The organism is Streptomyces sp. NPDC003016, assembly GCF_053591455.1.
Map to the genome: position 1 here is coordinate 1 of NZ_JBSFTV010000047.1, position 21710 is coordinate 21710.

Consider the following 21710-nt stretch of genomic DNA (forward strand, 5'->3'; position numbering starts at 1 on the left):
TTCCGGCCCCGCGACAACTCGCAGTACCTTACGGACCGGCGGCGGCCGCGTCAACCCCCGCCGGTGGGCCGCCGGTACGGGCGTCAGTCCAGGTCGTCGGCCAGCAGATCCATGAGCAGTCCGTCGTGCCACGTGCCGTCCGAGCCTCGCTCGTAGTCGCGCATGATGCCCACAGGGCGGAAGCCGGCCTTGGTGTAGCAGCGGATGGCGGCGGTGTTGTCCGCTGCCGGGTCGATCACGATCCGGTGATGGCCGAGATCGGTGATCAAGTGACGGGCGAGCGTGCGCACGGCGTCGGTGCCCAGGCCGCGGCCGTGGACCGCGGGGTCCAAGTAGATGTCGATGTTGGCGTGCCGGTAGTCCGGGTCCTGCTCCGCGCCCCACTGAATGGCCCCGGCGGTGCGGCCGGCGTACTCGATCACCAGTGTGGTGACGTCGGGGTCGCCGAGGTCGTCGGTGACTGCCGCCACCAGATCGTCGCCGCCACGCCAGGTCGCATGCACCTCGGGCGTGGCGCGGATGCGGGCCAGTGCGGGAATGTCGTCCGTCGTAGCCGGGCGTAACACGACATGGGCGCCATACAGAGTCTTCGTCATGCGCAGCACGCTAGCGCGGCCGTGCGGGCTCGCCTTCAGCCGGCGTCGTCTCCCGCATGGGCATGCGCCTCCGGTGTTCTCGGATGTCAGTGGTTGTCGTCCGGTTCCGCGCCGTGCCACACGGTGGTGACGTTGCAGAATTCGCGGATGCCCTGGCCGGACAGTTCCCTTCCGTAACCCGAGCGCTTGACGCCGCCGAAGGGCAGGGCGGGGTGGGAGGCGGTCATGCCGTTGATGAAGATGCCGCCCGCCTCCAGGTCCCGCACGAACCGCTCGACTTCCCCGTCGTCGTGCGTCCACACATTCGAGCTCAGACCGAAGGGCGAGTCGTTGGCGAGGGTTACCGCCTCTTCGAGGTCCGAGACCCGGTAGACCGCGGCCACCGGGCCGAAGGCCTCCTCGCGGTGGATGCGCATGGCGTCGGTGACGCCGGTGAGGACGGTGGGCTCGTAGAACCACCCCTTGTCCTGCTTCTCGGGACGCTGTGCTCCGCACTGCGCCGTGGCGCCGAGGCGCAGGGCGTCGTCGACGAGCGCTTCGAGATCGGTACGTCCCTGTTCGCTGGCGAGCGGTCCGACGTCGGTGGATTCCTGCATCGGGTCGCCGACGGCCAGTTCCCGCATTCCGGCGGTGAAGCGCTCGCAGAAAGCGTCGTAGACGTCGGTGTGGACGATGAAGCGCTTGGCCGCGATGCAGGACTGGCCGTTGTTCTGGACCCTGGCCGTCACCGCTGTGCGGGCAGCCCGTTCGATGTCGGCCGACGGCATGACGACGAAGGGATCGCTGCCGCCGAGCTCCAGGACGGTCCGCTTCACCTCGTCACCCGCGACGGCGGCGACGGAGCGTCCGGCCGGTTCGCTTCCGGTGAGCGTCGCGGCGGCCACCCTTCGGTCGCGCAGAATGCCCTCGATCGCGCCGGATCCGACGAGCAGCGTCTGGAAGCACCCTTCGGGAAAGCCGGCGCGGCGGAACAGGTCTTCGATGTAGAGGGCGGTCTGCGGGACGTTCGAGGCGTGCTTGAGCAGGCCCACGTTGCCGGCCATGAGTGCGGGGGCGGCGAAGCGTACGACCTGCCACAGCGGGAAGTTCCACGGCATCACGGCCAGGACGACACCGAGCGGGCGGTAGCGGACGCTCGCCCAGGAGGCGCCGGAGTCCGTCACGTCGGCGGCGGAGGGGTGCTCGTCCGCCAGGAGCTGCCGCGCGTTCTCGGCGTACCAGCGCATCGCCTTCGCGCATTTCGCCACCTCCGCGCGGGCGGCCACGATCGGCTTGCCCATTTCGGTGGTCATGGTGCGGGCGATGTCCTGCTGGTCCTGGTCCAGCAGGTCGGCGGCGCGGTTCAGGAGTTCCGCACGCCGGTCGAATCCGGTGGTGCGGTGGAGGGCGAAGGCGGTCGCGGCGCGTGCCAGGCGGCGCTCGATCTCCTCGGCTCCGAACGCGTCGAACGTCTTGAGCGTTTCTCCGGTGGCGGGGTTCACCGTGGCGATGGGCATGCTGCCGTCCTCCTCGGACTCGGTGCTTCGAGATTTGCGCGGTCCGGGCGCTCTCGCAACGCGGCGGGCGCCTCGTTCCCTTCATCTGTCGGGTGGAAGTCCGCCCGGGTACGGGGGGCTCCGGGGAACGCTCCTGGAGCCCCTCGGGCCGTTCCCCGGAACCGGGGGCGGGAGGTGGTTCCTGCGATGCGCGCCGTGGGTGCGGGTCTGTTCGCGGCGCCGGCATGGATGGCTCTCCCGGGCTGTTCCTCTCTCGGCGAGTGGAAGGAGGCCGCCGCGGCTGCTCTGCGTTTCGAGGAGAGCCTGCGTGGGGCGCAGACCCTGCCGGGGTGCGACGGCCTGGCTCCCGGTACCCGTGAGGAGCTGGAGGAAACAGCCGACTCCCTGCGCCCTGCGGCCCTGGCGGAGCTGGAGCTGCCGTCGGCGGATGAGGGGCGCCGGGTGGACGTGTACGGGCATCGTGCCCGCGTCGTCCTCGACGCCGGCACGCTCTTCCTCTCGGCCTTCCGGGACGAGTGGAAGGCCGTCGCGGGCCACGCCGATTTCAACAACCGGCTGGTCGCGGAGAGCCTGCAGTCCGTCACTTTCTGGGGCTGTCTGCACACGTCCGATTTCGCGGTGGACGTGACGGGGAACGGGCAGTCGGAACTGCTCGCGGTGGCCTCGGTGGTCATTCTCTCCGTCTACCTGCGTCAGCGTGGTTCACCCGAGTCGAAGCCGGTCGGCGCACCTCACCGGGCCACGGACATCGGGGGCTGACGCGCACCACCGTTAACCGGAACCCAGAAGGGGAAGCCGAGAAGCATGGCTGCAGAACGCCGGACCGTCGACGAGTCGTACTGGATGGCCACGGCCCCCGGTACCCGCTATCCGCCTCCGGACACCGACCTGACCGCGGAGGTCGCCGTGATCGGTGGTGGCATCGCCGGCCTGTGCACCGCGTGGGAGCTGGTCCGGGCCGGCCTGGACGTCGTACTTCTGGAGGCGGACAGGATCGCCGCCGGAGTGAGCGGGTACACCACGGCGAAGCTGACGGCGTTGCACGGTCTGGGGTACGCGAGGCTGGAGGCGAGGCATGGTCCGGACAACGCCGCGCTGTACGCCCTCTCGCAGCAGGACGCCGTCGGGCGGACCGCGGCGCTCTGCGACGAGCTGGGCATCGACGCCGATCTGGAGCGGGCGGCCGCCTGTACGTACCTGGAGGACCCGCGGCGGGCGGGAGAGCTCAGGGACGAGGCCGAGGCCGCCCGGCGGGCCGGGCTCGACGCGTCGTTCGTGACCGAGACGGAACTGCCGTTCCCGGTGGCCGGGGCGGTGCGGGTGGAAGGGCAGCTGCAGTTCCACCCGCGCAAGTTCCTGCTGTCCCTGGCCGAGCGGATCACCGGTGCGGGCGGGCGCGTCCATGAGCGCACGCGCGTCACCGGGCTCCACGACGGTGCGCGCTGCCGTCTGTCGGCCGAGGGCGGGCTCACGATCGAGGCGCGCGACGTCGTCGTCGCGACGCATTACCCCGTCTTCGACCGCACGCTGCTGTTCACCCGTTTGAAGCCGAGGCGGGAGCTGGTGATCGCGGCGCCGGTACCTTCCGGTGCCGCGCCTGCGGGCATGTATCTGAGTCCGGAGGACAGGGTCCGTTCGGTGCGCAGTGCGCCGTACGACGACGGACGGCGGCTGCTCGTCGTCACGGGTGAGACGTTCGAGCCGGGTGCCGGGGACGTACGGGAACGGTTCGCGCGCCTGGACGGCTGGGCGCGCGAACGGATGCCGGGCTTCGCTCAGGCGGAGCGGGTGTACCGCTGGTCGGCGCAGGACAACGACTCGAGCGACCACCTGCCGTACGTCGGGCACGCGCATCCGGGCACCCAGCACGTCTATGTGGCGACGGGCTTCGGCGGCTGGGGCATGAGCAACGGTGTGATGTCCGGCCGCCTGCTCGCGGCCCACATCGCGGGCGGCCCCCGGCCCGCGTGGACCGATCTGTACGACCCGCGGCGCCTGCCCCAGGTGCGCGAGACGGCGGAGCTGGCGAAGTTCCAGAGCACTGTCGCCCGGCACTTCGTGGGCGACCGTCTGCACACCGGGCACGTCGACTCCGTGGAGGAGATCCCGCCGGGCAGTGGCGCGGTCGTTCGTCTGGAAGGCAACCGCTGCGCCGTGTACCGCAACGAGTCGGGCGGGGCCTCTGTCGTTTCGGCGCGTTGTACGCACCTGGGCTGCCTGGTGCACTTCAACGATGCCGAGAAGGTCTGGGAATGTCCTTGCCACGGCTCGCGCTTCGGGACGGACGGCTCGGTTCTGCACGGGCCTGCCACGCGTCCCCTGGAGCCGCGGCATCCCCCGGAGCCGCGCGGCCGCCCGGCCGATTGAAGGCTTCCGGCGCTTCCGACGGGAGGCTCTCGTCGCTCAGGACTCTTTGAGAGAACGCTGGAGCTCGGACTTGTTCATCGACGAGCGTCCGTGGATGTTGCGGCGCTTCGCCTCCGCGTACAACTGGTCGTACGTCTGCCCCTCCGAGCCGCTGTGGGACCGCTTCCCGCCGCGCTTCGAGGGCGACTCCCCCTGCGTGGAGCTCTTGCTCGCCGTCTTGGACTCGCCGGAGCGCGCGCGCTCCTTGTTGACGGTGCGCGAAGCGATCTCCTTGGCCCTCTTGCTGCTCTCGCCGCGCTCTTCGGCGCCTTCCTTGATGTGCTCGTACTGGCGTTCCCTCTTGGAACTCGAACCCTTGGGCATTTCCACTCCTTCGAACATCGAATCAGGGGGGCTGCTTCCTTCGGATCAGCAGCTTCCGCTCACCCTGCGTCCGGTTTCTCCTCTCCGCAAACGCAGCGTCCATTCATTCCCACCGCTGGGTTTGCGAGCCCGCTTCCGGCATTCGGCGTGACCACCGGCAGACCATTCGGAGCGCGTAAAGAAGCGTCGCAGTCCAAGTGAGCGCGAAGGCCGAGACGAGCACCGGTGCGGATGTCCTGAACGCCGGTACGAACAGAAAGGCGGAGAACGCCACGAGGGCACACAGGAAAACGCCGCAACGCCGGTCCCTCAGCCCTTTGAGAACCTGGGCCGCGGGCGCCGGCCGGCGTCGCATCGTCCGGAGCTTGAGATCCAGCACGGCGTCGCTCCGGCGCGCCACGTCCTCGATCCCGGTCAGGATCTGCCGTTCGTGATCCGTGAGGCCGGCTCCGTCCATCTGTGCATCCTCCCCACGGCTTTGCGGTCACCCCGGGTCACCACCCCGGGGCACCGTGCGCGCATCACGGCCGGATCAATGAACGGCGAGTACCCTCCGAGCACAGGACCAGACACCCGATTTCATGATCGGCCGCCTGCTCCGGGCGTTCACGTGGCTCGCCACTACGACGGCCCGGAGGCAGGATGGAATACGAAACCGGCCCTACACGCCCCCATTCGACCAGGACACAGTGCGATGGAAATGGAAACGACGGCCGCAGGCACCACATCGAGCCACGAGGTATTCGGCGCTCCGTGCTGGATCACCCTGATGGCGCGCGCTCTGGAGCCCGCCCAGGCCTTCTACGGAGCGGTTCTGGGCTGGGAATTCCGGCATGCCGGACTCGGTCGCGGATTCAGCATCGCTCTGCTCGACGGGGCGCCCGTCGCCGGAATCGGTGTACTCGACACCGCCTTGCAGGCACCTGTCACCTGGACGCCCTACTTCGCCGTCTCCAGCGTGGACGAGACCGCGAGCCGGATCCGGGAGCGAAGCGCCACCGTCGCCGTGGGACCTCTGCGGTTCGCCACCGGCCGCGGAGCCATCGCGGCGGACCGGGACGGCGCCGTCTTCGGCATCTGGGAAGGAGAGCTCTTCTCCGACTGGCACGTGTGGCGCAAGAACGCACCCGTCTGGCTGCGCCTGCGGACCCGGGACGCGTTCGACGCGGCGATCTTCTACGGACAAGTCCTCGAATGGGCGAGCGGTCGCCCCGGCTGCTGCGAGGTCGAGTACCAGGAGGACGAAGTCGTACTGCTCCAGGACGGACACATCCTGGCGCGGCTGAGTTCCGGTGCGGTCGACACGGCGCCCGATCCGCTGATCCAGCCCCGGTGGCACGCCCACTTCCCCGTTCCCGACGTGGAGGCCACCGTACGGGCAGCGCTCCGGCACGGCGGCTCCGTCCTCGGGCACGGCCCCACCCCCTATGGCACGGAAACGACGCTGCGCGATCCGAACGGTGCGCTCTTCACCGTCACCAGCGCAGCGCCCGGATAACCGGACAAGGCGACGAGGAAGGTGCACCCGTGCGCGGTTACTCACAAGACGCCTCTCCGCCCGGAGGCCGGACCGGGCCGGCCGGTCTGGGACCGACCGGCCTGGGACCGACCGGCCTGGGACTGACCACGGGAAGCCCTGTGAACAGCGGACGCGCCGGGGCGCAGATCGCCGGGGCGCACGACGGTACCTGGCCGTACGGCGATGCCCGGCCCCTGCCGCCGGACCGCACCCAGGCCATTCTGGAGGCCACCAAGCACGTGGCAGCCAGGCTCAAGGGCGGTGGGTACCCGTTCGCGCTGGTCGGGAGCGTCGCCGCCTACGCGCACGGCGTGCCGGTCAGCCTTCAGCACGACGCCGACTTCTGCATCCTTCGTGAGGACGCGGAAGCCGTGACCGCGTCACTCCAGGCCGCCGGGATCGAGGTGCGCGTCCCGCCGGAGGACTGGCTGATCAAAGCACGGAGTCACGGCGAGGAGATCGACTTGATCTTCGAACTGGCTCAGCAGCCGGTGACCAGAGAGCTGCTGAGCCGGGCCCAGACCCTTCCGGTGGACTCGGTGCACATGCCGGTGCTGTCGCCCACCGATCTCATGGGCAGCCTGCTCGATGCCTTCTCGGAGCACCACTGCGACTTCGGGGCCGTACTCCCCATCGCGCGGACGCTGCGGGAGAAGATCGACTGGAGCCGTCTGCGCCGCGAGCATCAGGACTCACCGATGCCGGACGCGTTTCTCTACCTTCTCGAACGTCTGGACGTCATCGAACCACGGGAGGCAGCACCGTGAACGACACATGCGCCGCCGAGTACCGCATCGCCCATCTGCGGGAGCATCTGGCAGGCGGTGACTTCGCCGAAATGGGCGTACGGATCGAGCTGCGCGGAAACAGTGTCCTGATCGCCGGCACCGTCTCCAGTGCCGCCTGCCGGGACGAGATCCTCCGCATGGCCGAGGACGAGCTGGCCGGACTTCCGCTGCACGAGGACCTGGTCGTGGTCTCCGCCGCCGCCCCCGACCGTCCGGAGGAGCTCGCGTGATCCGGATCGCGGCCGTCGGCGACATCCATCTGGGGCCGGACAGTGCGGGGGTGCTCCGGCCCGCTTTCGAAACCGTGAGCGACTACGCGGACCTTCTGCTGCTCGCCGGAGACCTGACGCGGCACGGCACGGCCGAGGAGGCGGCCGTGGTCGCCCGGGAAATGGCCGGGCTCGGTGTGCCGGTGGTGGCCGTCCTGGGCAACCACGACTACCACAGTGACCAGGAGGCCGAGGTGGCCGAGGTGCTCGGTGAGGCGGGCGTGACCGTTCTGGAGGGCCGGGGCACCGTGCTGGACATCGGCGGGGTGCCGGTCGGCGTCGCCGGGACGAAGGGCTTCGGCGGCGGATTCGCGGGCCGCAGCGGTGGCGAGTTCGGCGAACCGGAGATGAAGGAGTTCATCCGGTACACCCGGCGGTGTGCGGAGGGTCTGCGCCGCTCCCTGGACGAGCTGAAGGAGCGCGGTTGCGCCGTACGCATCGCGTTGACGCACTTCGCTCCCGTCCCGGACACCCTGGCGGGCGAACCCCCGGAGATCTTTCCCTTTCTGGGCAGCTATCTGCTGGCCGAGGCGGTGGACGAGTCCGGGGCCGACCTCGCGGTCCACGGCCACGCGCACCTGGGCACCGAACACGGGATGACCAGCGGCGGGGTGCGTGTGCGCAATGTCGCCCAGCCGGTGATCGGCCGCGCCTTCGCCGTCTACCACCTGCCGGTCCGCGCCGCGGCGGACAGGGCGGCGAACAGCGTTCCTGTCGCGGCCGAATGACCCTGCTCCGGGATCTCCGGGAAAAAGGCGTCCCTGGCTCGCGCGGCTCGGCGGCCTGCGCGTCCAGTACCTGGCCACCTGCGCAGGGGCGACTCCTCCTCAAAGAGCCCGGAGTTCCTCGGGGACACGGGCCTGCCCGTACGTGCCCCGGGAGCGGGCGGGGGCCACTGGTGCGTCCCCGGCCGCGCGTGCGAGGACGAGCGCCGCACCCTCGTCGAGATGATGGCCACACACACCTACGGCTGGATCCTGCCGGCCACCGAGGACCTGGACACCACCTTCGAGAAGGTGCGGGCCCGCGACGCCGACGTCGCCCGGGAACCGACCGAGCAGCCGTACGACCTCCGCGACTGCGCCTTCCGCGATCCCGCGGGCGACCTGACCCGGGCACCTCGGCCGCCAGTTCCGGCCGGCGTACGGCGAGTCGCCGTACGCGTACCTGACGACGCGTCGCATCGAGCGCGCGACGGCGCTGCTGCGTCGTGGCGACCTCGGCGTCACCGGGGCCTGCTTCGCGGTCGGCTGCTCATCTCCGGGAGGCTTCCCATTCCGCAGCAGCTGCCGTGCCTTCGGCGCCCCGGGAGAGGAACCGCACCAGACGTTCCTTCGCCCGGTCCCAGGACTCCGAGACCATCGGTCCGGCCGGTGTCGTTGCCCTCGACGCAGCCGCCGTGGCCGGTACCGCCGACGTCCCCGGCACCCGCCGAACAGGTCGAGCGGACCGGCCCCCCTCCCCGGCTGGGCCCCGGAAACGATCAAGGGCCGGTTTCAGATTCCTCTGAAACCGGCCCTGAACTGCGACTCTTTCGAGTCGGGACGACAGGATTTGAACCTGCGACCCCTTGACCCCCAGTCAAGTGCGCTACCAAGCTGCGCCACGTCCCGATGCCCGTCTGGCCTGGGGTTTCCCCTGGCTGAACGCGCTTGAGAACAATACCGCACTTCGGCCGGTGATCACGAACCCCATTTCGCGCCCCGGACGGCAAGCGACGCGAAGCGCACGTCAGAGGTGCTTGTCGAGCCAGGCGGTCAGGTCGTCCTGGACCTCGTCCCGGTTGGTCTCGTTGAGGATCTCGTGGCGGGCGCCCTCGTACCCCTTCCAGGTGAGATCCTCGGTGCCGAGATAGCGGAAGTCCTCCAGGAGCTCGTACACGAGGGTCATCCTCTGGTTGCAGGGGTCCTCCGTGCCCACGGCGATGTGAACGGGCAGGTCGGCGGGGACGCGGGCGAGATTGCGCGGGTCGTTGATCTTGCGGATCGCGTGCACCCAGTCCAGGGCGAGGCCCGCGCTGAAGGCGAAGCCGCAGCGCTCGTCCGCCATGTACGCGTCGACCTCGGCCTCGTCGCGCGAGAGCCACTCGAAGCCCGTACGGCGCGGATACGCGTCGTTGAAGGAGGAGAAGAGGGTGGGGATGTACGAGGAGAGGGCCGTGCGGCCGCGCTCCGCGACCTCCGCCTCCAGGCCGGCGATCGACTCCTGGAGCTCGGCCCCCGGGAGCGTGCGGAAAGTGCCGGACAAGATGATGCCGGCCAGGCCGTCCGGGTACTCCTGGGCGTAGTCGCGGGCCAGCATCGAGCCGAGGCTGTGGCCGAGCAGTGCGACGGGCAGGCCCGGGTGCAGCGCCCTGGCCTGGTCGCCGACCGCCTTGAGGTCGTCGACCATCGCGCGCCAGCCGTTCTCTCCGGCCACGCCGTAGCCGCCGGTGGCGGCGGCGGTCGCGCCGTGGCCGCGGTGGTCGGAGGCGATCACTCCGTAGCCGTGGGAGACCAGGTGCCGGGCGAACCGGTCGTAGCGCAGGGCGTGCTCGGCCGCGCCGTGGGCGATCTGGACGAGGGCACGGGGTCGGCCGCTGTCCGGCAGCCAGGTGTACGCGGCGATCTGTGCGCCGTCGGCGGCGGTCGCCGTTCCCGTGCGGTACGGAGTGCTCATCGGGCACGCCTCCTGGTGTCTGTGGTCCGGGTGGTGAGTGTGCTGAGGCTGACTCTCCCCAGGGCCGAACGCCTCACACCGGACCTCTGCCGAACATCGGGCCTCTGCCGGCCCATTGACCCCTTTGCGGGCGGGAACCTACTCTGAGCGATGCACTTCAGAAAGCGCTTTCTAGCCCCGTTGGCCGCCCCATCCGCACCGGGAGCGCCCAGGAGTCATCCCGCGTGGAGATTCCTTCTGCCCTTCACCGCCGTCGGAGCCCTGCTGGCGCTGACGCTCGGACTCGGGGTGACCTCGGCTCCCCGCGCCGAGGCAGCGCCTTTCCGCGTTCTGGTCTTCTCCAAGGTCACGAACTTCGTTCACGACTCGATCCTGGCGGGGGTCTAAGCGGTCAAGAAGCTCGGCCGCGAGAACGGTCTCGAGGTCGAGGCCACCGAGGACGCCCTCGGTGTGCGGGGTCACGGCGCGGGCACGGCGCATGTCCTGGCCCTCGCGGGGGAGGCAGGTGACCGTGCGGGCGGCCGCGTCCCAGACGAACCCGTCCGGTTTGTCCGGCAGCTCGCGGACGTTCCCGAGGAAGGCGACTCCGCTGTAGCGGGCAGAGTCGACGGTGGCGGTGTCCCAGGCGGGCCCGGCCCCCGCCCCACCCCGCACACGCTTCCCATCCCCCTCCGAGGAGCCCCCGCGATGCCCGCTCCCTACCTGCGACTCCCCCCGACAGACCGCCTGCGATCGCCCCGCACCGGATGGACCCGCGCCCACTGGGAAGCCATGGCCGACCACCTCCTGGACTCCCTCGTCCCGTACGCGACACCGGGCTTCGCCCAGTACCGGCTCCCCGGCCGTGGCAGCTGGTCGGGAGTGGTCTCGGACGGCCTCGAAGGCTACGCACGCTCATTCCTGCTGGCCTCCTTCCGGATCGCCGGATCGGGCGGTGACGTCGATCCTCGCCTGATCGAAAGGTACGTGCGGGGTCTGACAACGGGCACCGACCCGGACTCGGGCCCGGTCTCCCGCTCCGGCTCGGTCTCCGGCGAGGCATGGCCGCGCCTCACCGACTGCTCCCAGCAGATGGTCGAGGCCGCCTCGATCGCCGTCGGCCTGCACGAGACCCGCCCCTGGATCTGGGACCGTCTCGACACCCGCGTCCAGGAACGGGTGACCGACTGGTTCTCCGGCTTCGTCGGCGGCCGTACCTGGGACAACAACTGGCGGCTCTTCCAGGTCGTGTCCGAGCAGTTCCTGGCCTCCGTCGGTGCGCCGCACAGCCGCTCCGACATCGAGGGCGGCCTGGACCGCATCGAGGACTGGTACGTCGGCGACGGCTGGTACACCGACGGCGACGGCCGGAACTTCGACTACTACACCGGCTGGGCGATGCATCTCTACCCGCTGCTGTGGTCCCGGATGGCAGGTGCCGACGACGGCGGCCGCACCCCCGCCTACCGGGACCGCCTCTCCCAGTTCCTCACCACCTACCCGCACTTCTTCGGCGGCGACGGCTCCCCCGTCCACCAGGGCCGCTCCCTCACCTACCGCTTCGCGTCCGTCGCCCCCGTATGGATGGGCGCGCTCGCCGACTGCACCCCGCTGGAGCCGGGCGTCACCAGGCGCCTCGCCTCCGGCGTGCTCCGGCACTTCGCGGAGCGCGGCGTCCCCGACGAGCGGGGACTGCTGACCCTGGGCTGGTACGACACCTTCCTCCCCTCGACCCAGCCCTACTCGGGTCCCGCGTCCCCCTACTGGGCGAGCAAGGGTTTCCTCGGCCTCCTCCTGCCCGCCGACCACCCCACGTGGACCTCGCGCGAACTGCCGCTCCCCGTCGAGGAGTCCGACCAGTACACCGCGCTGCCAGCTCCCGGCTGGCTGCTCCACGGCACCCGCCACGACGGCATCGTGCGCCTCGTCAACCACGGCAGCGACCACAATCCGCTCACCGGCGGCGCCGAGGACGATCCGCACTACGCGAAGTTCGGCTACTCCACGGTGACAGCGCCCGACGCCGCCGCGCACGCCTGGACGCGCGCCGTCGACAACCATCTCGCGCTCCTCGCGCCCGACGGCACCCCTTCGCGCCGCCGCCGGATCAACCCCGGCGACTGCACGGGGCGTACCGCCTCCTCCTGGCACGTCGCACACCTTCCCGGCGACGAGCGGGAGTTCCGTATCGACACGACCAGCGTGCTGTACGGACCGTGGGAGGTGCGCGTCCACCGGGTGGAGGCCCCGGAAGGGGCGGGCGTACGCGAGGGCGGCCACGCGGTGGCGGGGTCCGAGCGCCCCCGGGCGGAAACGGGCCCCGGCTGGGCCCTGGCCCGTACGGCCGACGGCCTGACCAGCGCGGTCGTCGCGCTGTACGGCTGGGACGGGGAGGAGGCCGCGGTCTCGCGCGACGTACAGGCCAACGCGTACGGTCCGCACTCCGCGACACCGTGTCTGCGGCTCGGCGCCCATCCGGGCGGGCACAGCGTCCAGGTGTCCCTGATCACGCTGTCCCGGGACACGGTCCACCCCCAGGCGCTGCGCGAGGCCGTCACGGTCGAGGTCGAGGGCGTGGCCGGATCGGTCCGGCTGGGCTTCCCCGACGGATCGGTCGCGGACGTATGACGTCACCGCGCGGCGTGTGCGGTGTGCGGACCTCCGTCAGAGCCAGATCCCGCCGTCCTCCCGGCGCCGGATCAGTTCGGCCAGCTCCGCGGCCATCGCCTTGATCGTCTCCAGTCCTGCCCGCCCCCACTGGCGCGGCTCGGTGTCGACGACGCAGACGGTGCCGAGCAGGATGTCCGTACGGTCGATGACGGGCGCGCCCATGTACGACCGGATGCCGATCTCGTCGACGACCGGGTTGCCCGCGAACCGCGGGTAGTCGCAGACGTCCTCCAGGACGAGCGCCTTGCGCCGCGCGACGACATGCGGGCAGTAGCCGTGGTCGCGGGCGAGGAACCGGCCGATGAGGCTCGTCGCGGCCACCGCGCCCAGGTCGGTACCGCTGTGCGTGCCGGCCGGGGTGTGCAGTCCGGCGAAGAACTGCCGGTTCTCGTCGATGAAGTTGACCATGGAGTACGGCGCGCCGGTCACCTCCGCGAGCCGGTCGGCGAACGCGTCGAACGCGGGCACGGCCCGGTCGCCCAGCCCGAGCTGGTGGAGCCGCTGGACACGGGCGGGCGCCTGAGGGTCGGCGGGGGGAAGCAGCAGGGGGCCGATCCTGTGGTGGGTCATGTGGGAGCTCCGTAACTCGGCAGGGCCGGGGTGAGGGTGAGGAGGTGCCGGACGAGGGTGACCAGCGCGTTGATCCCCGAGGCGGCGACACGGGCGTCGCACAGCACGACGGGGATCTCGTGGCCGAGGTCGAGCGCGGCCCGCACCTCCCCCGGTGCGTAACGGTGGGCACCGTCGAACTCGTTGACGGCCACGACGAACTCGATGCCGCGCCGCTCGAAGAAGTCGAGGGCCGCGAAGCAGTCCTGGAGGCGGCGGGTGTCGGCGAGCACGACGGCGCCGAGGGCACCCTTGGAGAGTTCGTCCCACATGAACCAGAAGCGTTCCTGGCCGGGGGTGCCGAAGAGGTACAGCACGTGCCGGTCGTCGAGAGTCATCCGGCCGAAGTCCATGGCGACGGTCGTCGTGGACTTGTCCTCGACACCTTCCAGGCGGTCGGTCCCGACGCTCAGCTGGGTGAGCAGTTCTTCCGTGCTCAGTGGTGCGATCTCGCTGACCGCTCCCACAAAGGTCGTCTTGCCGACGCCGAACCCGCCCGCGACGAGGATCTTGAGTGCGGTGGGAAACAGATCAGAGCCGTCGTCGTAGGCCATCGAGCACTGCCTCCAGCAGGGATAGGTCGGTGGGCTGGTCGTCGAAGCGGGGGGCGTGGGTGGTGAGCGCTCCGCAGCCGACCAGGTCGGACAGCAGCACCTTGGTGACGACCACGGGAAGCCGCAGGTACGCCGCGAGCTCCGCCACCGAGGTGGGACGTGCGCACAGCCCGAGTGCCTGGGCGTGCTCGGGACCGAGGTGCATCAGCGGCTCCACTCCGGTGGCCCGCACCATGGACAGCAGGTCGAGGGCGGTGGTGGGACGGGTGCGGCCGTCGCTCACCGCGTACGGGCGGACGAGCCGGCCGGCCGCGTCGTCGAGCCACGGCACGTCCTGCGAGGGCGGCACCCTCAGAATCCCGTGGCGCTCGGTGCGCCCGCCCTCTGCCTGGCCGGTGTCGCCAGGTACGGCCGTACGCTCTTGACGAGCATCGCCATCTCGTAGCCCAGCACCGCCGCGTCCGCATCGCGGCCCGCGAGTACCGCGAGACAGGTGCCGGAGCCCGCGGTGGAGACGAAGAGGAGGGTGGAGTCGAGCTCCACGACGATCTGGCGGACCTCGCCGGCGTCACCGAAGCGGGCGCCCGCGCTGCGGCCGAGCGAGTACAGGCCGGAGGCGAGGGCGGCCATGTGGTCGGCACTGTCGTTGTCGAGGCCGTGGACCGATTTCACCAGGCCGTCGGCGGAGAGCAGAACCGCGTTGCGCGTGAAGGGAACACGTTGGACCAGGCCGCTCAACAGCCAGTCGAGGTCGGACACTCGGCCGGTCGGCGCATCACTCGCCATGGTGCATCTACTCCTTGGGGTACCGCGGGACGGAAGGACGGGGAGGACGACGGGAGCGGTCAGCCCGCGTCGTCCCCTCGCGGGTGGTACGGCTGCGGCTGGTGCTGCTCCAGGGCCGGTGCCCAGTCCGGGGCCGGCGCCCAGTCCGGGGCCTGGTGGTCCGGCTGTGGGAAGAGGTGCGGGTCCGGCTGTGCCTCCGCCAGGCCGATGCCTCGCTGGAAGGCCGCCATCAGACCCGGGTCGTGGAGGGCGGGGTACTCGTCCTCCTGGCGAGCGGCGGGGGCTTCTCTCAGCTCGGGCACCAGGTTTTCCTGGCTGCGGCGCCTGGGCAGCCGGGGGCGGCCGCTCACCGCGCCGCTCCCGTATCCGTCCGCGGGCGGCTGCGGCTGTGAGTGCGATTGCGCGGGGACCGGTTCGACGGGGAACCCGGGCGCGGTGGAGCGGTTGACGCCCGGGGGGGCGGCGGCCGGGGTCGACCGGTCCTCCCGGTCGCCGCGCACCGGGAGCGGCGCGTTGCCGTGGGCTCCGGTCAGGTGAGCGGGAGTCCGGGGGGCGGCGGGCGCGGGGGCGGGTACGGACGTGAGTGCGGGGGCGCCCGGCGCCGGTGCGGGGGTTTCCTGCCGCGTCCCGGCGGTCGCCACCCACGCGAGACCGTCCTGGTCGTCCCCGCCCAGCAGCACCTGGGGCAGGACGAGTACGGCCTGGACACCGCCGTAGATGTTGGCCTGGAGCCGGACGGTGATGCCGTGTCTGCGAGCCAGCGCGGACACCACGAAGAGGCCGATGCGCCCGTCCTGGAGCAGGTGACCGACGTCGACGTTGTCCGGGTCGTGGAGCAGGGCGTTCATCTTGTTCTGCTCGGTGACGGGCATGCCCAGGCCCCGGTCCTCGACCTCGATGGCCAGGCCCGCCGTGACGTGCTGGGCGCGGAGCAGCACGGTGGTGTGCGGGGCGGAGAACACCGTGGCGTTCTCGACGAGTTCGGCGAGGAGGTGGATGACGTCGGCGACGGCGTGGCCGCGCAGGGTGCCGTCGATCGGCGGCACCAGCTTGACCCGTGAGTACTGCTCGACTTCGGCGATCGAGGAGCGCAGTACCTCCGTCATGGTCACCGGGTTGCTCCACTGGCGCCGGGAGACCGCGCCGCCGAGAACGGCGAGGTTCTCCGCGTGCCTGCGGATGCGGGTGGCCAGGTGGTCGACGTGGAAGAGGCCCTTGAGCAGGTCGGGGTCCTCGACGTCGTTCTCCAGCTCGTCGAGCAGCTGGATCTCGCGGTGCACGAGCGACTGGAGACGGCGGGCCAGATTGACGAAGACCTCGACCTTCTGGTCCGCGTCGGCGCTGCTGGACAACTGGGCGACCTGCACGACGGCGCCCACGGCGGCCTCGTGCGCCCGCCCGAGCTCCAGTTCCAGCAGGTCGAATTCGCCGCCGCCCTGCGCGCCGGGCGGCGGCGTGCGCCGGACGGACGGCTCCTCGCCGCACCGCAGCTGCTCGACGAGCGCGCGCAGGTCGGCCTGCCCGCGGGCGCTGGACCTGCGCAGCGCGTCGCAGCGGTCGAACACGGTCTTCGCGGCCCGGTCGGCGCCCACGACGGCCGCCGCCAGCGCGACGACGGCGAGGGCCGCGGCCCCGGCGAGCGCGACCCATAAGTCGCGCGTCGGCCCGGTGGCGCCGGAACGGAGGGTGAACAGCACGGCAGCGGCGCCGCTGAGAGTGACCACGACGGCCGGAAGCACGGCGGCACGCAGGAGCTGAGGGCGCAGACGGGCATCGGGCATCGGCTGCGCGGGGTGGGGGCGTGCGCCCGGCCGTCCGTGCCGTCCGCCCTCACGGCGGTCTGCGCGCGCGGCGGGTGCGCGGAGTTGAGACATCAGTGTCCTTGGTACGTGGGCCCCAGGGATCGACGCACTACGTCTGTTCGACTGTTCGACCACTGCCGGTCTGGGCTGTTCAACCTGGGCGATGTGGCCCCATGTCGATCACCGGACACTCACAGTAGTCGGCAACCTTTCATGATCGACGGGCAGTTGCCGAACTTGCCCGCACAGCTCCCCACTCTGGTATGACACCTCGCACGCCAGGCCGAAAAACTTACGGCCCGGCCCCCGGCCGCCCGGCCCCCGGCCGCCCGGCCCCCGGCCGGGGCCGCCTCCGCGCCCGGGACCGCGCCCGCCTCCGGGGCCGCTCCGGGACGGCGCGCAGGGCCGGGCGGGGGGAATTCATTCAGCGCCCCCGGAATGGAAACAGGCGCATAACAGCAGACGGTATAAAGCTCGGCAGGGAAGACCACCGGTTTGTCACCCACGGAGTCCCGGAACGCCGCCGTACGGCTAATGGCGCTCCGCTCTTTTTTACGAGCGACCACGGCACCGACGACCCCCTGGATTCACCTTCCGCAGAGCAAACCCGTCCCATTTGAGCGTTACGTCCCGCTTGAGTGGCAGGCGGTCCGTAACTTCGGGCAGGGCATCAGGTGACTGGCTCCCGCCACGGCGAGTAGGCTATTTTTCACAAACAGGAAAGGGACTACTCCGATGGTTCAGCGCACCGTAACGATCTATACCGACGATCTCACCGGAACCGAGGGCGAGGACATCGCCACTCACGCCTTTGGCGTGGACGGCGTCAACTACGAGATCGACCTGGGACCGGACAACTACCAGAAACTGCTGGATGCCCTGGGGCCTTTTATGGGTGCGGGCCGCAAGGTCAACGGCGGTGGTGCCCGCCGGATCGCCAAGCGCGCACAGTCCGGCGGAACAGATGCGGCCAAGGTTCGCGAGTGGGCCCAGAGCCAGGGCATTGAGGTGAACAGTCGCGGCCGTATCCCGGCCGACTTGATGGAGAAGTACCAGGCGGCTCATTGACGTATTCAGCCTTGAAGGAAGCAAAGTCCCCAACCGTGCGAGCGGCGGGGGACTTCGTGTTTTCCGCTGATGCTCCGGCCGCTGACCGCAGACGGTTTTCACGTACGCCGGGGAAGCACTGAAACGCAGTGCCCGGAACCTCCACCACCGAGCCGGTGCCGACGTACAGGAATGGCGTCCTTCCGGCCGGCACCCCAGAAGTGTTCCAGCCGGGCTCGCAGACCGGCCGCCGCGGATCACCGGCACCTGCGGATCACCGGGGCTTGCGGATCACGGCACTCAGTCGGCCGCGAGGTCCAACTGGGCCGACTCCACCGGCGGCCAGACAGGCCAGCCGCCCTCGACGGGTCCGGCCACGGACCGCCACCACGGGGTCACCGCCGGCCTGTCGGCCGGCTGGAACGGCTCCCCCGGCCGGGGCGCGGCAGTGGCCACACCGGCCTCGTGCGCGGCGAACATGGTCCGTTCGGCCGGCTCCGCCCACGGGTGGAAAGCCAGGTTGAACGTGCCCCAGTGGATCGGCAGCATCACCCCGAGCGGCTGCCCGCCCTGCACGTCGAGATGGGTACGGATTCCCTGCTCAGGGGTCATGTGAATGTCCGGCCAGTACGCACTGTAAGCACCGATCTGGATCATGGTCGCGTCGAACGGGCCGTGCTCGGCGCCGATGTCCCTGAAGCCTTCGAAGTAGCCGGTGTCGCCGCTGTGGTAGATCCGGTGCTCCGGCCCCGCGACGGCCCAGGAGGCCCAGAGGGTGTGCTGCTGATTGCGCAGGCCGCGGCCGCAGAAGTGGCGGGCGGGGGTGGCGGTCAGGCCGAGTCCGGCGATCTTCGCCGTCTCGTTCCAGTCGAGCTCGTGCATCCGGTCGGCGGGTACGCCCCAGCGTTCCAGGTGGGCGCCGACGCCGAGCGGCACCGCGAAGACCGTGCCGGTGCCCGCGAGGGCACGGATGGTGGGCATGTCCAGGTGGTCGTAGTGGTCGTGGGAGATCACCACGGCGTCGACGGGGCCGAGCGAGGCCAACGGCACGGGAACGGGATGCAGCCGCTTGGGGCCCGCGAAGGCGAAGGGGGAGCAGCGCTGCCCCCATACCGGATCGAAGAGCACGCGCCGCCCGTCGATTTCGGCGAGCACGCTCGAATGACCCATCCAGGTGAGACGCAGCCCTGTGACCGGAGGCTGGGCCAGATCGGCGAGGAGCGTGGCGTGGAGAGGCACCGGCCCGACAGGAGACCTGCGGCGCCGCTCCTCCTTGCGGAAGTAGAGCTTCGCGAATTCCAGAGTCGTCGCGGAGGCCCTCGGCCCGGCACCCACCGGGTTCTGGAAGACCCCGTCGGCGAAGTGGGGCGAGCGGCGGATGCGCTCCATCCGCTCTCCCGCCGGATCCGCGCCGAAAGCGGCGGTCCGCAGCGCGCGCAGCCGGGATCGCAGCGACGGCAGGGCGTCAGCACCGGTCACAGGGCCTCCAGAGGTTCAGTCTCTTTTCCATTATGTGCGCCGGGTCCGACAGGGCGGGGACGAGACCGTCGCGGGAGCTCCTGCTGGGCGAGCGGGCGTCGTACCTGACGGGCGAGTGTCTGACGCTGGACGGCGGGCAGTGGCTCGGCAAGCAGGTGTACGGACGGACCGCGGCGGCCGTGGCCGCCGCGCGGTAGCACCTGGGGGCCCTCTTCCCCGACCCTGCCCTTCCTGAACGGGGAAGGAGCACGCCCCGGACCCCCGAACGCCCTCCGGGGTGTCCTCAAACGCCGGACGGGCAGGATTCTCCGGTGAGGGCCGCACCATGGCACCGCGGGAAGGGGCGGGTGGAGGAACAGCCCCGCAGGGCCCGGCAGCGGTCCGTCAGACCGTGGTCCTCGCGGTCACCAGCCGGTGTCCGCCCAGCACCCCGGAGAGTTCCGTCAGGAACGGCTCGGCCGGCGGCGGCCAGTTCCACAGCACCAGCCCCAGGTGTGCGACCGCGACCGGCGGGTCCATCCGCCACGCGAGGAAGTCGGCCCGCTCACCGCAGCGCACACAGGTCCCGCTGCCCGGGCCCGTACCGCCGAACCAGGCGTACAGGTCGTCGAGCAGCGGGGCCCACGTGTGCGTCCACATGTCGGGGCCGCTGTCCGCGTGCTCTGTCTTGGCACCGCAGTGCGGGCAGGCGGCGGTCCAGAGGCCCGCGCCCACGTACACACGGCGCTCGATCTCCACGACCACGCCGCACGCCGCGCCCGTCGTCACCGCGTCCTCGGTGACGGCGTGCGCGGCGTGCGCGGCGTGCGGTCCCGGTGGCCTGCCGAGTTCGTCGCCGGGCAGGCAGTTCGTCAGCTCGCCCCGGACGATGCCCCGGTGCTCCAGCCAGTCCATGACCCGGCCGGCGAGCACGGCGGCTTCCTCCGGCCGGGCGTCCAGGTCGGCCACCCACACGTACGCGTCACCCATGCCACGCACGCTATCCCGTCACCGGATCGCTCATCCCTTGGAGCGCCGCGTCTTCGCACCCAGCGCGTAGAAGACCAGCCCGGTCGCCAGGAACAGCAGCAGCGGCACGACCTGGCTGAGCGTGTACTGGAGCCGTTCGCCCGCGAAGGCCTCGGGCAGCGAGGCGGCGGCCGACCCCTCGGTGCCGAACCAGCCGACGCCGAAGCCCGGCCGGATCAGCACGACGACGGTGAAGGCCACGAACCCGGTCGCGAACACCGTCACCAGCCATGTCCCGGCGCGACCGCCGGGTACGGCGTACGGACGCGTGACGTCCGGGTACTTGCGGCGCAGCACGACCAGGCTGGGGAAGGTGATGACGTACGAGACGAAGGTGGTGGAGATCGTCAGGCCGAGACCGGCCGCGAAGTACTTCTCGCCGTCGCCGCCGGACAGGTTGAGCGCGACGACGAAGAGGAGGGAGGCGAGGACGGCGGAGAGCAGGTTGACCCGTACCGGCGTGCCGTGCTTCTCGGAGATGGCGCCGAGCCAGGCCGGGCCCGCCCCGTCGGCGCAGGCGACGGCCTGCGCGCGGTGGGCGCCCATGGCCCAGGTGACGCCGCTGGTCAGCAGTCCGACGATGAGCCCGGCGGCGGCGATCCCGCCGAAGACGGAGCCCGCACCGGTGAGGGTGACCGTGCCGTCGGCGGCGATCGATCCTCCGTAGACGGTGAAGACGGCCTTGCAGGCGTCGATGAAACCGCCGAGGCTGCCGATGTCCTGGCTGGGGAGGACGAAGAGGATGCCGAGGATCGGGCCGCCGTACAGGACGAGGGAGGCGAGACCGGAACGGAGGATGGACAGGGGGATGTCGCGGCGCGGGTTCTTCATCTCCTCGGCGGCGGAGCTGGGGAGTTCGAAGCCGACGAAGTTGAAGATCAGGACGGGGACGAGGGCGACGAAGCCGACGTAGGTGGGGGGCGAACTCACCGGCCGGCAGGGGGTGCACGCCGTGCCGCGCGGCGAAGACGGCTACGGAGACGAGGAAGAAGCCGAGCAGTACGATCCGCGCGACCGCACCGGCGATCGGCACCCACTTGCCGATGCGCACGGACTGTACGACGGCGAGCGCCCCGCCCCGGATGAAGACGAGTCCTGCGGCGTACTTCCAGCCGCCGGGCAGCGGGGTGAAGAACTCCTCCCAGGTGGTGAGGGCGATGATGCACAGGCTGCCGCCCACCCAGACGGGGTTGGAGATCCAGTAGAGGATCTGGTTGAGCCCGGCGGTGAGCCGCCCGAAGGCGAGCCGCGTCCAGACGTACGGGCCGCCCTGCACCGGGAAGGCGGACCCGAGCTCGGCGACGAGCAGCCCGTACGGGAGGAAGAAGACGACCGCGAGGATCGCCATCCAGGTCAGGCCCTGGGGGCCCTGCGCCGCCACCGAGCCGATGGTGTCGAGGCCGACCAGTGTGCAGATGAGGAAGAAGAGGACGTCGAGGCGGCGCAGGTCCTTGCGGAGCCTGCCCCGTTGTTCGCCCCAGCCCTCGGAGAGGTCGGGCGCTTCGGCGGCGGTCCCTGCTGCTGTCGCTGCTGCTGTTGTCGCTGCTGCTGATCGGGAGGGAGGTGCTTGGGTCACGGGGCTGACTCCTACGGCGGTACGGGGAGTGCGTACAGGCGCGGCACTTCGCACTGACTGAATAGACAGTCAGTAGAGGCGGCTGTGGCCCGCGCCACAGCGCACTGTCAAGGGCTCGACGGCACCCCGGCGACCGGCCTGGCC

At 70.8% G+C, this 21710-nt stretch carries 22 protein-coding genes, 1 tRNA gene and 3 pseudogenes; 11 read left to right on the plus strand and 15 right to left on the minus strand.

Going from position 1 to position 21710, the window contains the following annotated elements; translation table 11 throughout:
* Positions 1–83 precede the first annotated feature (83 nt).
* Together ACWDZ4_RS29995 and ACWDZ4_RS30000 are read right to left on the minus strand one after the other, a co-directional pair.
* On the minus strand, positions 84–596 hold the full coding sequence (locus tag ACWDZ4_RS29995; RefSeq protein WP_451511538.1) for a GNAT family N-acetyltransferase: 513 nt from the start codon (positions 594–596) through the stop codon (positions 84–86).
* A gap of 86 nt (positions 597–682) precedes the next feature.
* Positions 683–2092: an NADP-dependent succinic semialdehyde dehydrogenase gene (locus ACWDZ4_RS30000; protein WP_451511539.1), complete on the minus strand. Its 1410-nt coding sequence runs from the start codon at positions 2090–2092 to the stop codon at positions 683–685.
* Positions 2093–2278: 186 nt separating this feature from the next.
* Between ACWDZ4_RS30000 and ACWDZ4_RS30005 the strand changes: the two genes are divergently transcribed.
* Entirely contained in the window at positions 2279–2851 is a 573-nt protein-coding gene (locus tag ACWDZ4_RS30005) for a DUF6766 family protein (RefSeq protein WP_451511540.1), read from the plus strand.
* Between the two features lie 45 nt (positions 2852–2896).
* A complete protein-coding gene (locus tag ACWDZ4_RS30010) occupies positions 2897–4459 on the plus strand; it encodes an FAD-dependent oxidoreductase (protein ID WP_451511541.1) in 1563 nt (520 codons plus the stop codon).
* Between the two features lie 36 nt (positions 4460–4495).
* On the opposite strand, the gene ACWDZ4_RS30015 is transcribed toward ACWDZ4_RS30010, so the two are convergent.
* Both ACWDZ4_RS30015 and ACWDZ4_RS30020 read right to left on the minus strand, forming a co-directional pair.
* A complete protein-coding gene (locus ACWDZ4_RS30015; protein ID WP_451511542.1) occupies positions 4496–4822 on the minus strand; it encodes a plasmid stabilization protein in 327 nt (108 codons plus the stop codon).
* A 103-nt stretch (positions 4823–4925) separates the two neighbouring features.
* Positions 4926–5279 (minus strand): DUF3040 domain-containing protein, encoded by a 354-nt coding sequence (locus ACWDZ4_RS30020; RefSeq protein WP_451511543.1) that lies wholly within the window; start codon positions 5277–5279, stop codon positions 4926–4928.
* 237 nt (positions 5280–5516) lie between these two features.
* Between ACWDZ4_RS30020 and ACWDZ4_RS30025 the strand changes: the two genes are divergently transcribed.
* From ACWDZ4_RS30025 to ACWDZ4_RS30050, 6 genes and pseudogenes are all read left to right on the plus strand, one after another.
* A complete protein-coding gene (locus ACWDZ4_RS30025; protein ID WP_451511544.1) occupies positions 5517–6320 on the plus strand; it encodes a VOC family protein in 804 nt (267 codons plus the stop codon).
* Positions 6321–6460: 140 nt separating this feature from the next.
* On the plus strand, positions 6461–7108 hold the full coding sequence (locus ACWDZ4_RS30030; RefSeq protein WP_451511545.1) for a nucleotidyltransferase family protein: 648 nt from the start codon (positions 6461–6463) through the stop codon (positions 7106–7108).
* Positions 7105–7359, plus strand: a complete 255-nt coding sequence (locus tag ACWDZ4_RS30035; RefSeq protein WP_451511546.1) for a hypothetical protein — start codon at positions 7105–7107, stop codon at positions 7357–7359. Before ACWDZ4_RS30030 ends, ACWDZ4_RS30035 begins: the two co-directional genes overlap by 4 nt.
* Positions 7356–8126, plus strand: a complete 771-nt coding sequence (locus ACWDZ4_RS30040; protein ID WP_451511547.1) for a metallophosphoesterase family protein — start codon at positions 7356–7358, stop codon at positions 8124–8126. The genes ACWDZ4_RS30035 and ACWDZ4_RS30040 overlap by 4 nt, the downstream gene beginning before the upstream one ends.
* A gap of 78 nt (positions 8127–8204) precedes the next feature.
* A pseudogene (locus ACWDZ4_RS30045) lies at positions 8205–8513 on the plus strand (VOC family protein); the annotation flags it as partial.
* Between the two features lie 52 nt (positions 8514–8565).
* Positions 8566–8610, plus strand: a pseudogene (locus ACWDZ4_RS30050) (hypothetical protein); the annotation flags it as partial.
* Positions 8611–8937: 327 nt separating this feature from the next.
* Here the strand turns inward: ACWDZ4_RS30050 and ACWDZ4_RS30055 are convergent.
* Positions 8938–9011: transfer RNA gene (locus ACWDZ4_RS30055), tRNA-Pro, on the minus strand.
* 118 nt (positions 9012–9129) lie between these two features.
* Complete coding sequence (locus ACWDZ4_RS30060; protein WP_451511548.1) at positions 9130–10056, minus strand: alpha/beta fold hydrolase; 927 nt, start codon at positions 10054–10056, stop codon at positions 9130–9132.
* Between the two features lie 687 nt (positions 10057–10743).
* On the opposite strand from ACWDZ4_RS30060, the gene ACWDZ4_RS30065 reads away from it, so the two are divergent.
* The gene (locus ACWDZ4_RS30065) at positions 10744–12663 is read left to right on the plus strand and encodes a DUF2264 domain-containing protein (protein ID WP_451511549.1); all 1920 of its coding nucleotides are present in this window, start codon (positions 10744–10746) and stop codon (positions 12661–12663) included.
* 36 nt (positions 12664–12699) lie between these two features.
* Here ACWDZ4_RS30065 and ACWDZ4_RS30070 read toward each other — a convergent pair whose 3' ends face one another.
* The 5 genes from ACWDZ4_RS30070 to ACWDZ4_RS30090 are packed head-to-tail and all read right to left on the minus strand — an operon-like array spanning position 12700 to position 16528.
* Positions 12700–13275, minus strand: a complete 576-nt coding sequence (locus tag ACWDZ4_RS30070) for a GAF domain-containing protein (RefSeq protein ID WP_451511550.1) — start codon at positions 13273–13275, stop codon at positions 12700–12702.
* Complete coding sequence (locus tag ACWDZ4_RS30075) at positions 13272–13868, minus strand: GTP-binding protein (RefSeq protein ID WP_451511551.1); 597 nt, start codon at positions 13866–13868, stop codon at positions 13272–13274. The genes ACWDZ4_RS30070 and ACWDZ4_RS30075 overlap by 4 nt, the downstream gene beginning before the upstream one ends.
* The gene (locus ACWDZ4_RS30080; protein WP_451511552.1) at positions 13846–14217 is read right to left on the minus strand and encodes a DUF742 domain-containing protein; all 372 of its coding nucleotides are present in this window, start codon (positions 14215–14217) and stop codon (positions 13846–13848) included. Before ACWDZ4_RS30080 ends, ACWDZ4_RS30075 begins: the two co-directional genes overlap by 23 nt.
* 2 nt (positions 14218–14219) lie before the next feature.
* Positions 14220–14654 (minus strand): roadblock/LC7 domain-containing protein, encoded by a 435-nt coding sequence (locus ACWDZ4_RS30085; RefSeq protein WP_451511553.1) that lies wholly within the window; start codon positions 14652–14654, stop codon positions 14220–14222.
* A gap of 59 nt (positions 14655–14713) precedes the next feature.
* Complete coding sequence (locus tag ACWDZ4_RS30090; RefSeq protein ID WP_451511554.1) at positions 14714–16528, minus strand: ATP-binding protein; 1815 nt, start codon at positions 16526–16528, stop codon at positions 14714–14716.
* A 663-nt stretch (positions 16529–17191) separates the two neighbouring features.
* Here ACWDZ4_RS30090 and ACWDZ4_RS30095 point away from each other — a divergent pair.
* Entirely contained in the window at positions 17192–17524 is a 333-nt protein-coding gene (locus tag ACWDZ4_RS30095) for a histone-like nucleoid-structuring protein Lsr2 (RefSeq protein ID WP_451511555.1), read from the plus strand.
* A 279-nt stretch (positions 17525–17803) separates the two neighbouring features.
* Here the strand turns inward: ACWDZ4_RS30095 and ACWDZ4_RS30100 are convergent, their stop codons facing one another.
* Positions 17804–18982, minus strand: a complete 1179-nt coding sequence (locus ACWDZ4_RS30100) for an MBL fold metallo-hydrolase (protein ID WP_451511556.1) — start codon at positions 18980–18982, stop codon at positions 17804–17806.
* A 32-nt stretch (positions 18983–19014) separates the two neighbouring features.
* Between ACWDZ4_RS30100 and ACWDZ4_RS30105 the strand changes: the two genes are divergently transcribed.
* Positions 19015–19179, plus strand: a complete 165-nt coding sequence (locus tag ACWDZ4_RS30105; RefSeq protein WP_451511557.1) for a hypothetical protein — start codon at positions 19015–19017, stop codon at positions 19177–19179.
* 187 nt (positions 19180–19366) lie between these two features.
* Here ACWDZ4_RS30105 and ACWDZ4_RS30110 read toward each other — a convergent pair whose 3' ends face one another.
* The 3 genes and pseudogenes from ACWDZ4_RS30110 to ACWDZ4_RS30120 form a co-directional block, all read right to left on the minus strand.
* Positions 19367–19951, minus strand: a complete 585-nt coding sequence (locus tag ACWDZ4_RS30110; protein ID WP_451511558.1) for a hypothetical protein — start codon at positions 19949–19951, stop codon at positions 19367–19369.
* 30 nt (positions 19952–19981) lie between these two features.
* Positions 19982–20920 (minus strand): APC family permease, encoded by a 939-nt coding sequence (locus tag ACWDZ4_RS30115; RefSeq protein WP_451511559.1) that lies wholly within the window; start codon positions 20918–20920, stop codon positions 19982–19984.
* A 73-nt stretch (positions 20921–20993) separates the two neighbouring features.
* A pseudogene (locus tag ACWDZ4_RS30120) lies at positions 20994–21620 on the minus strand (amino acid permease); the annotation flags it as partial.
* Positions 21621–21710 lie beyond the last annotated feature (90 nt).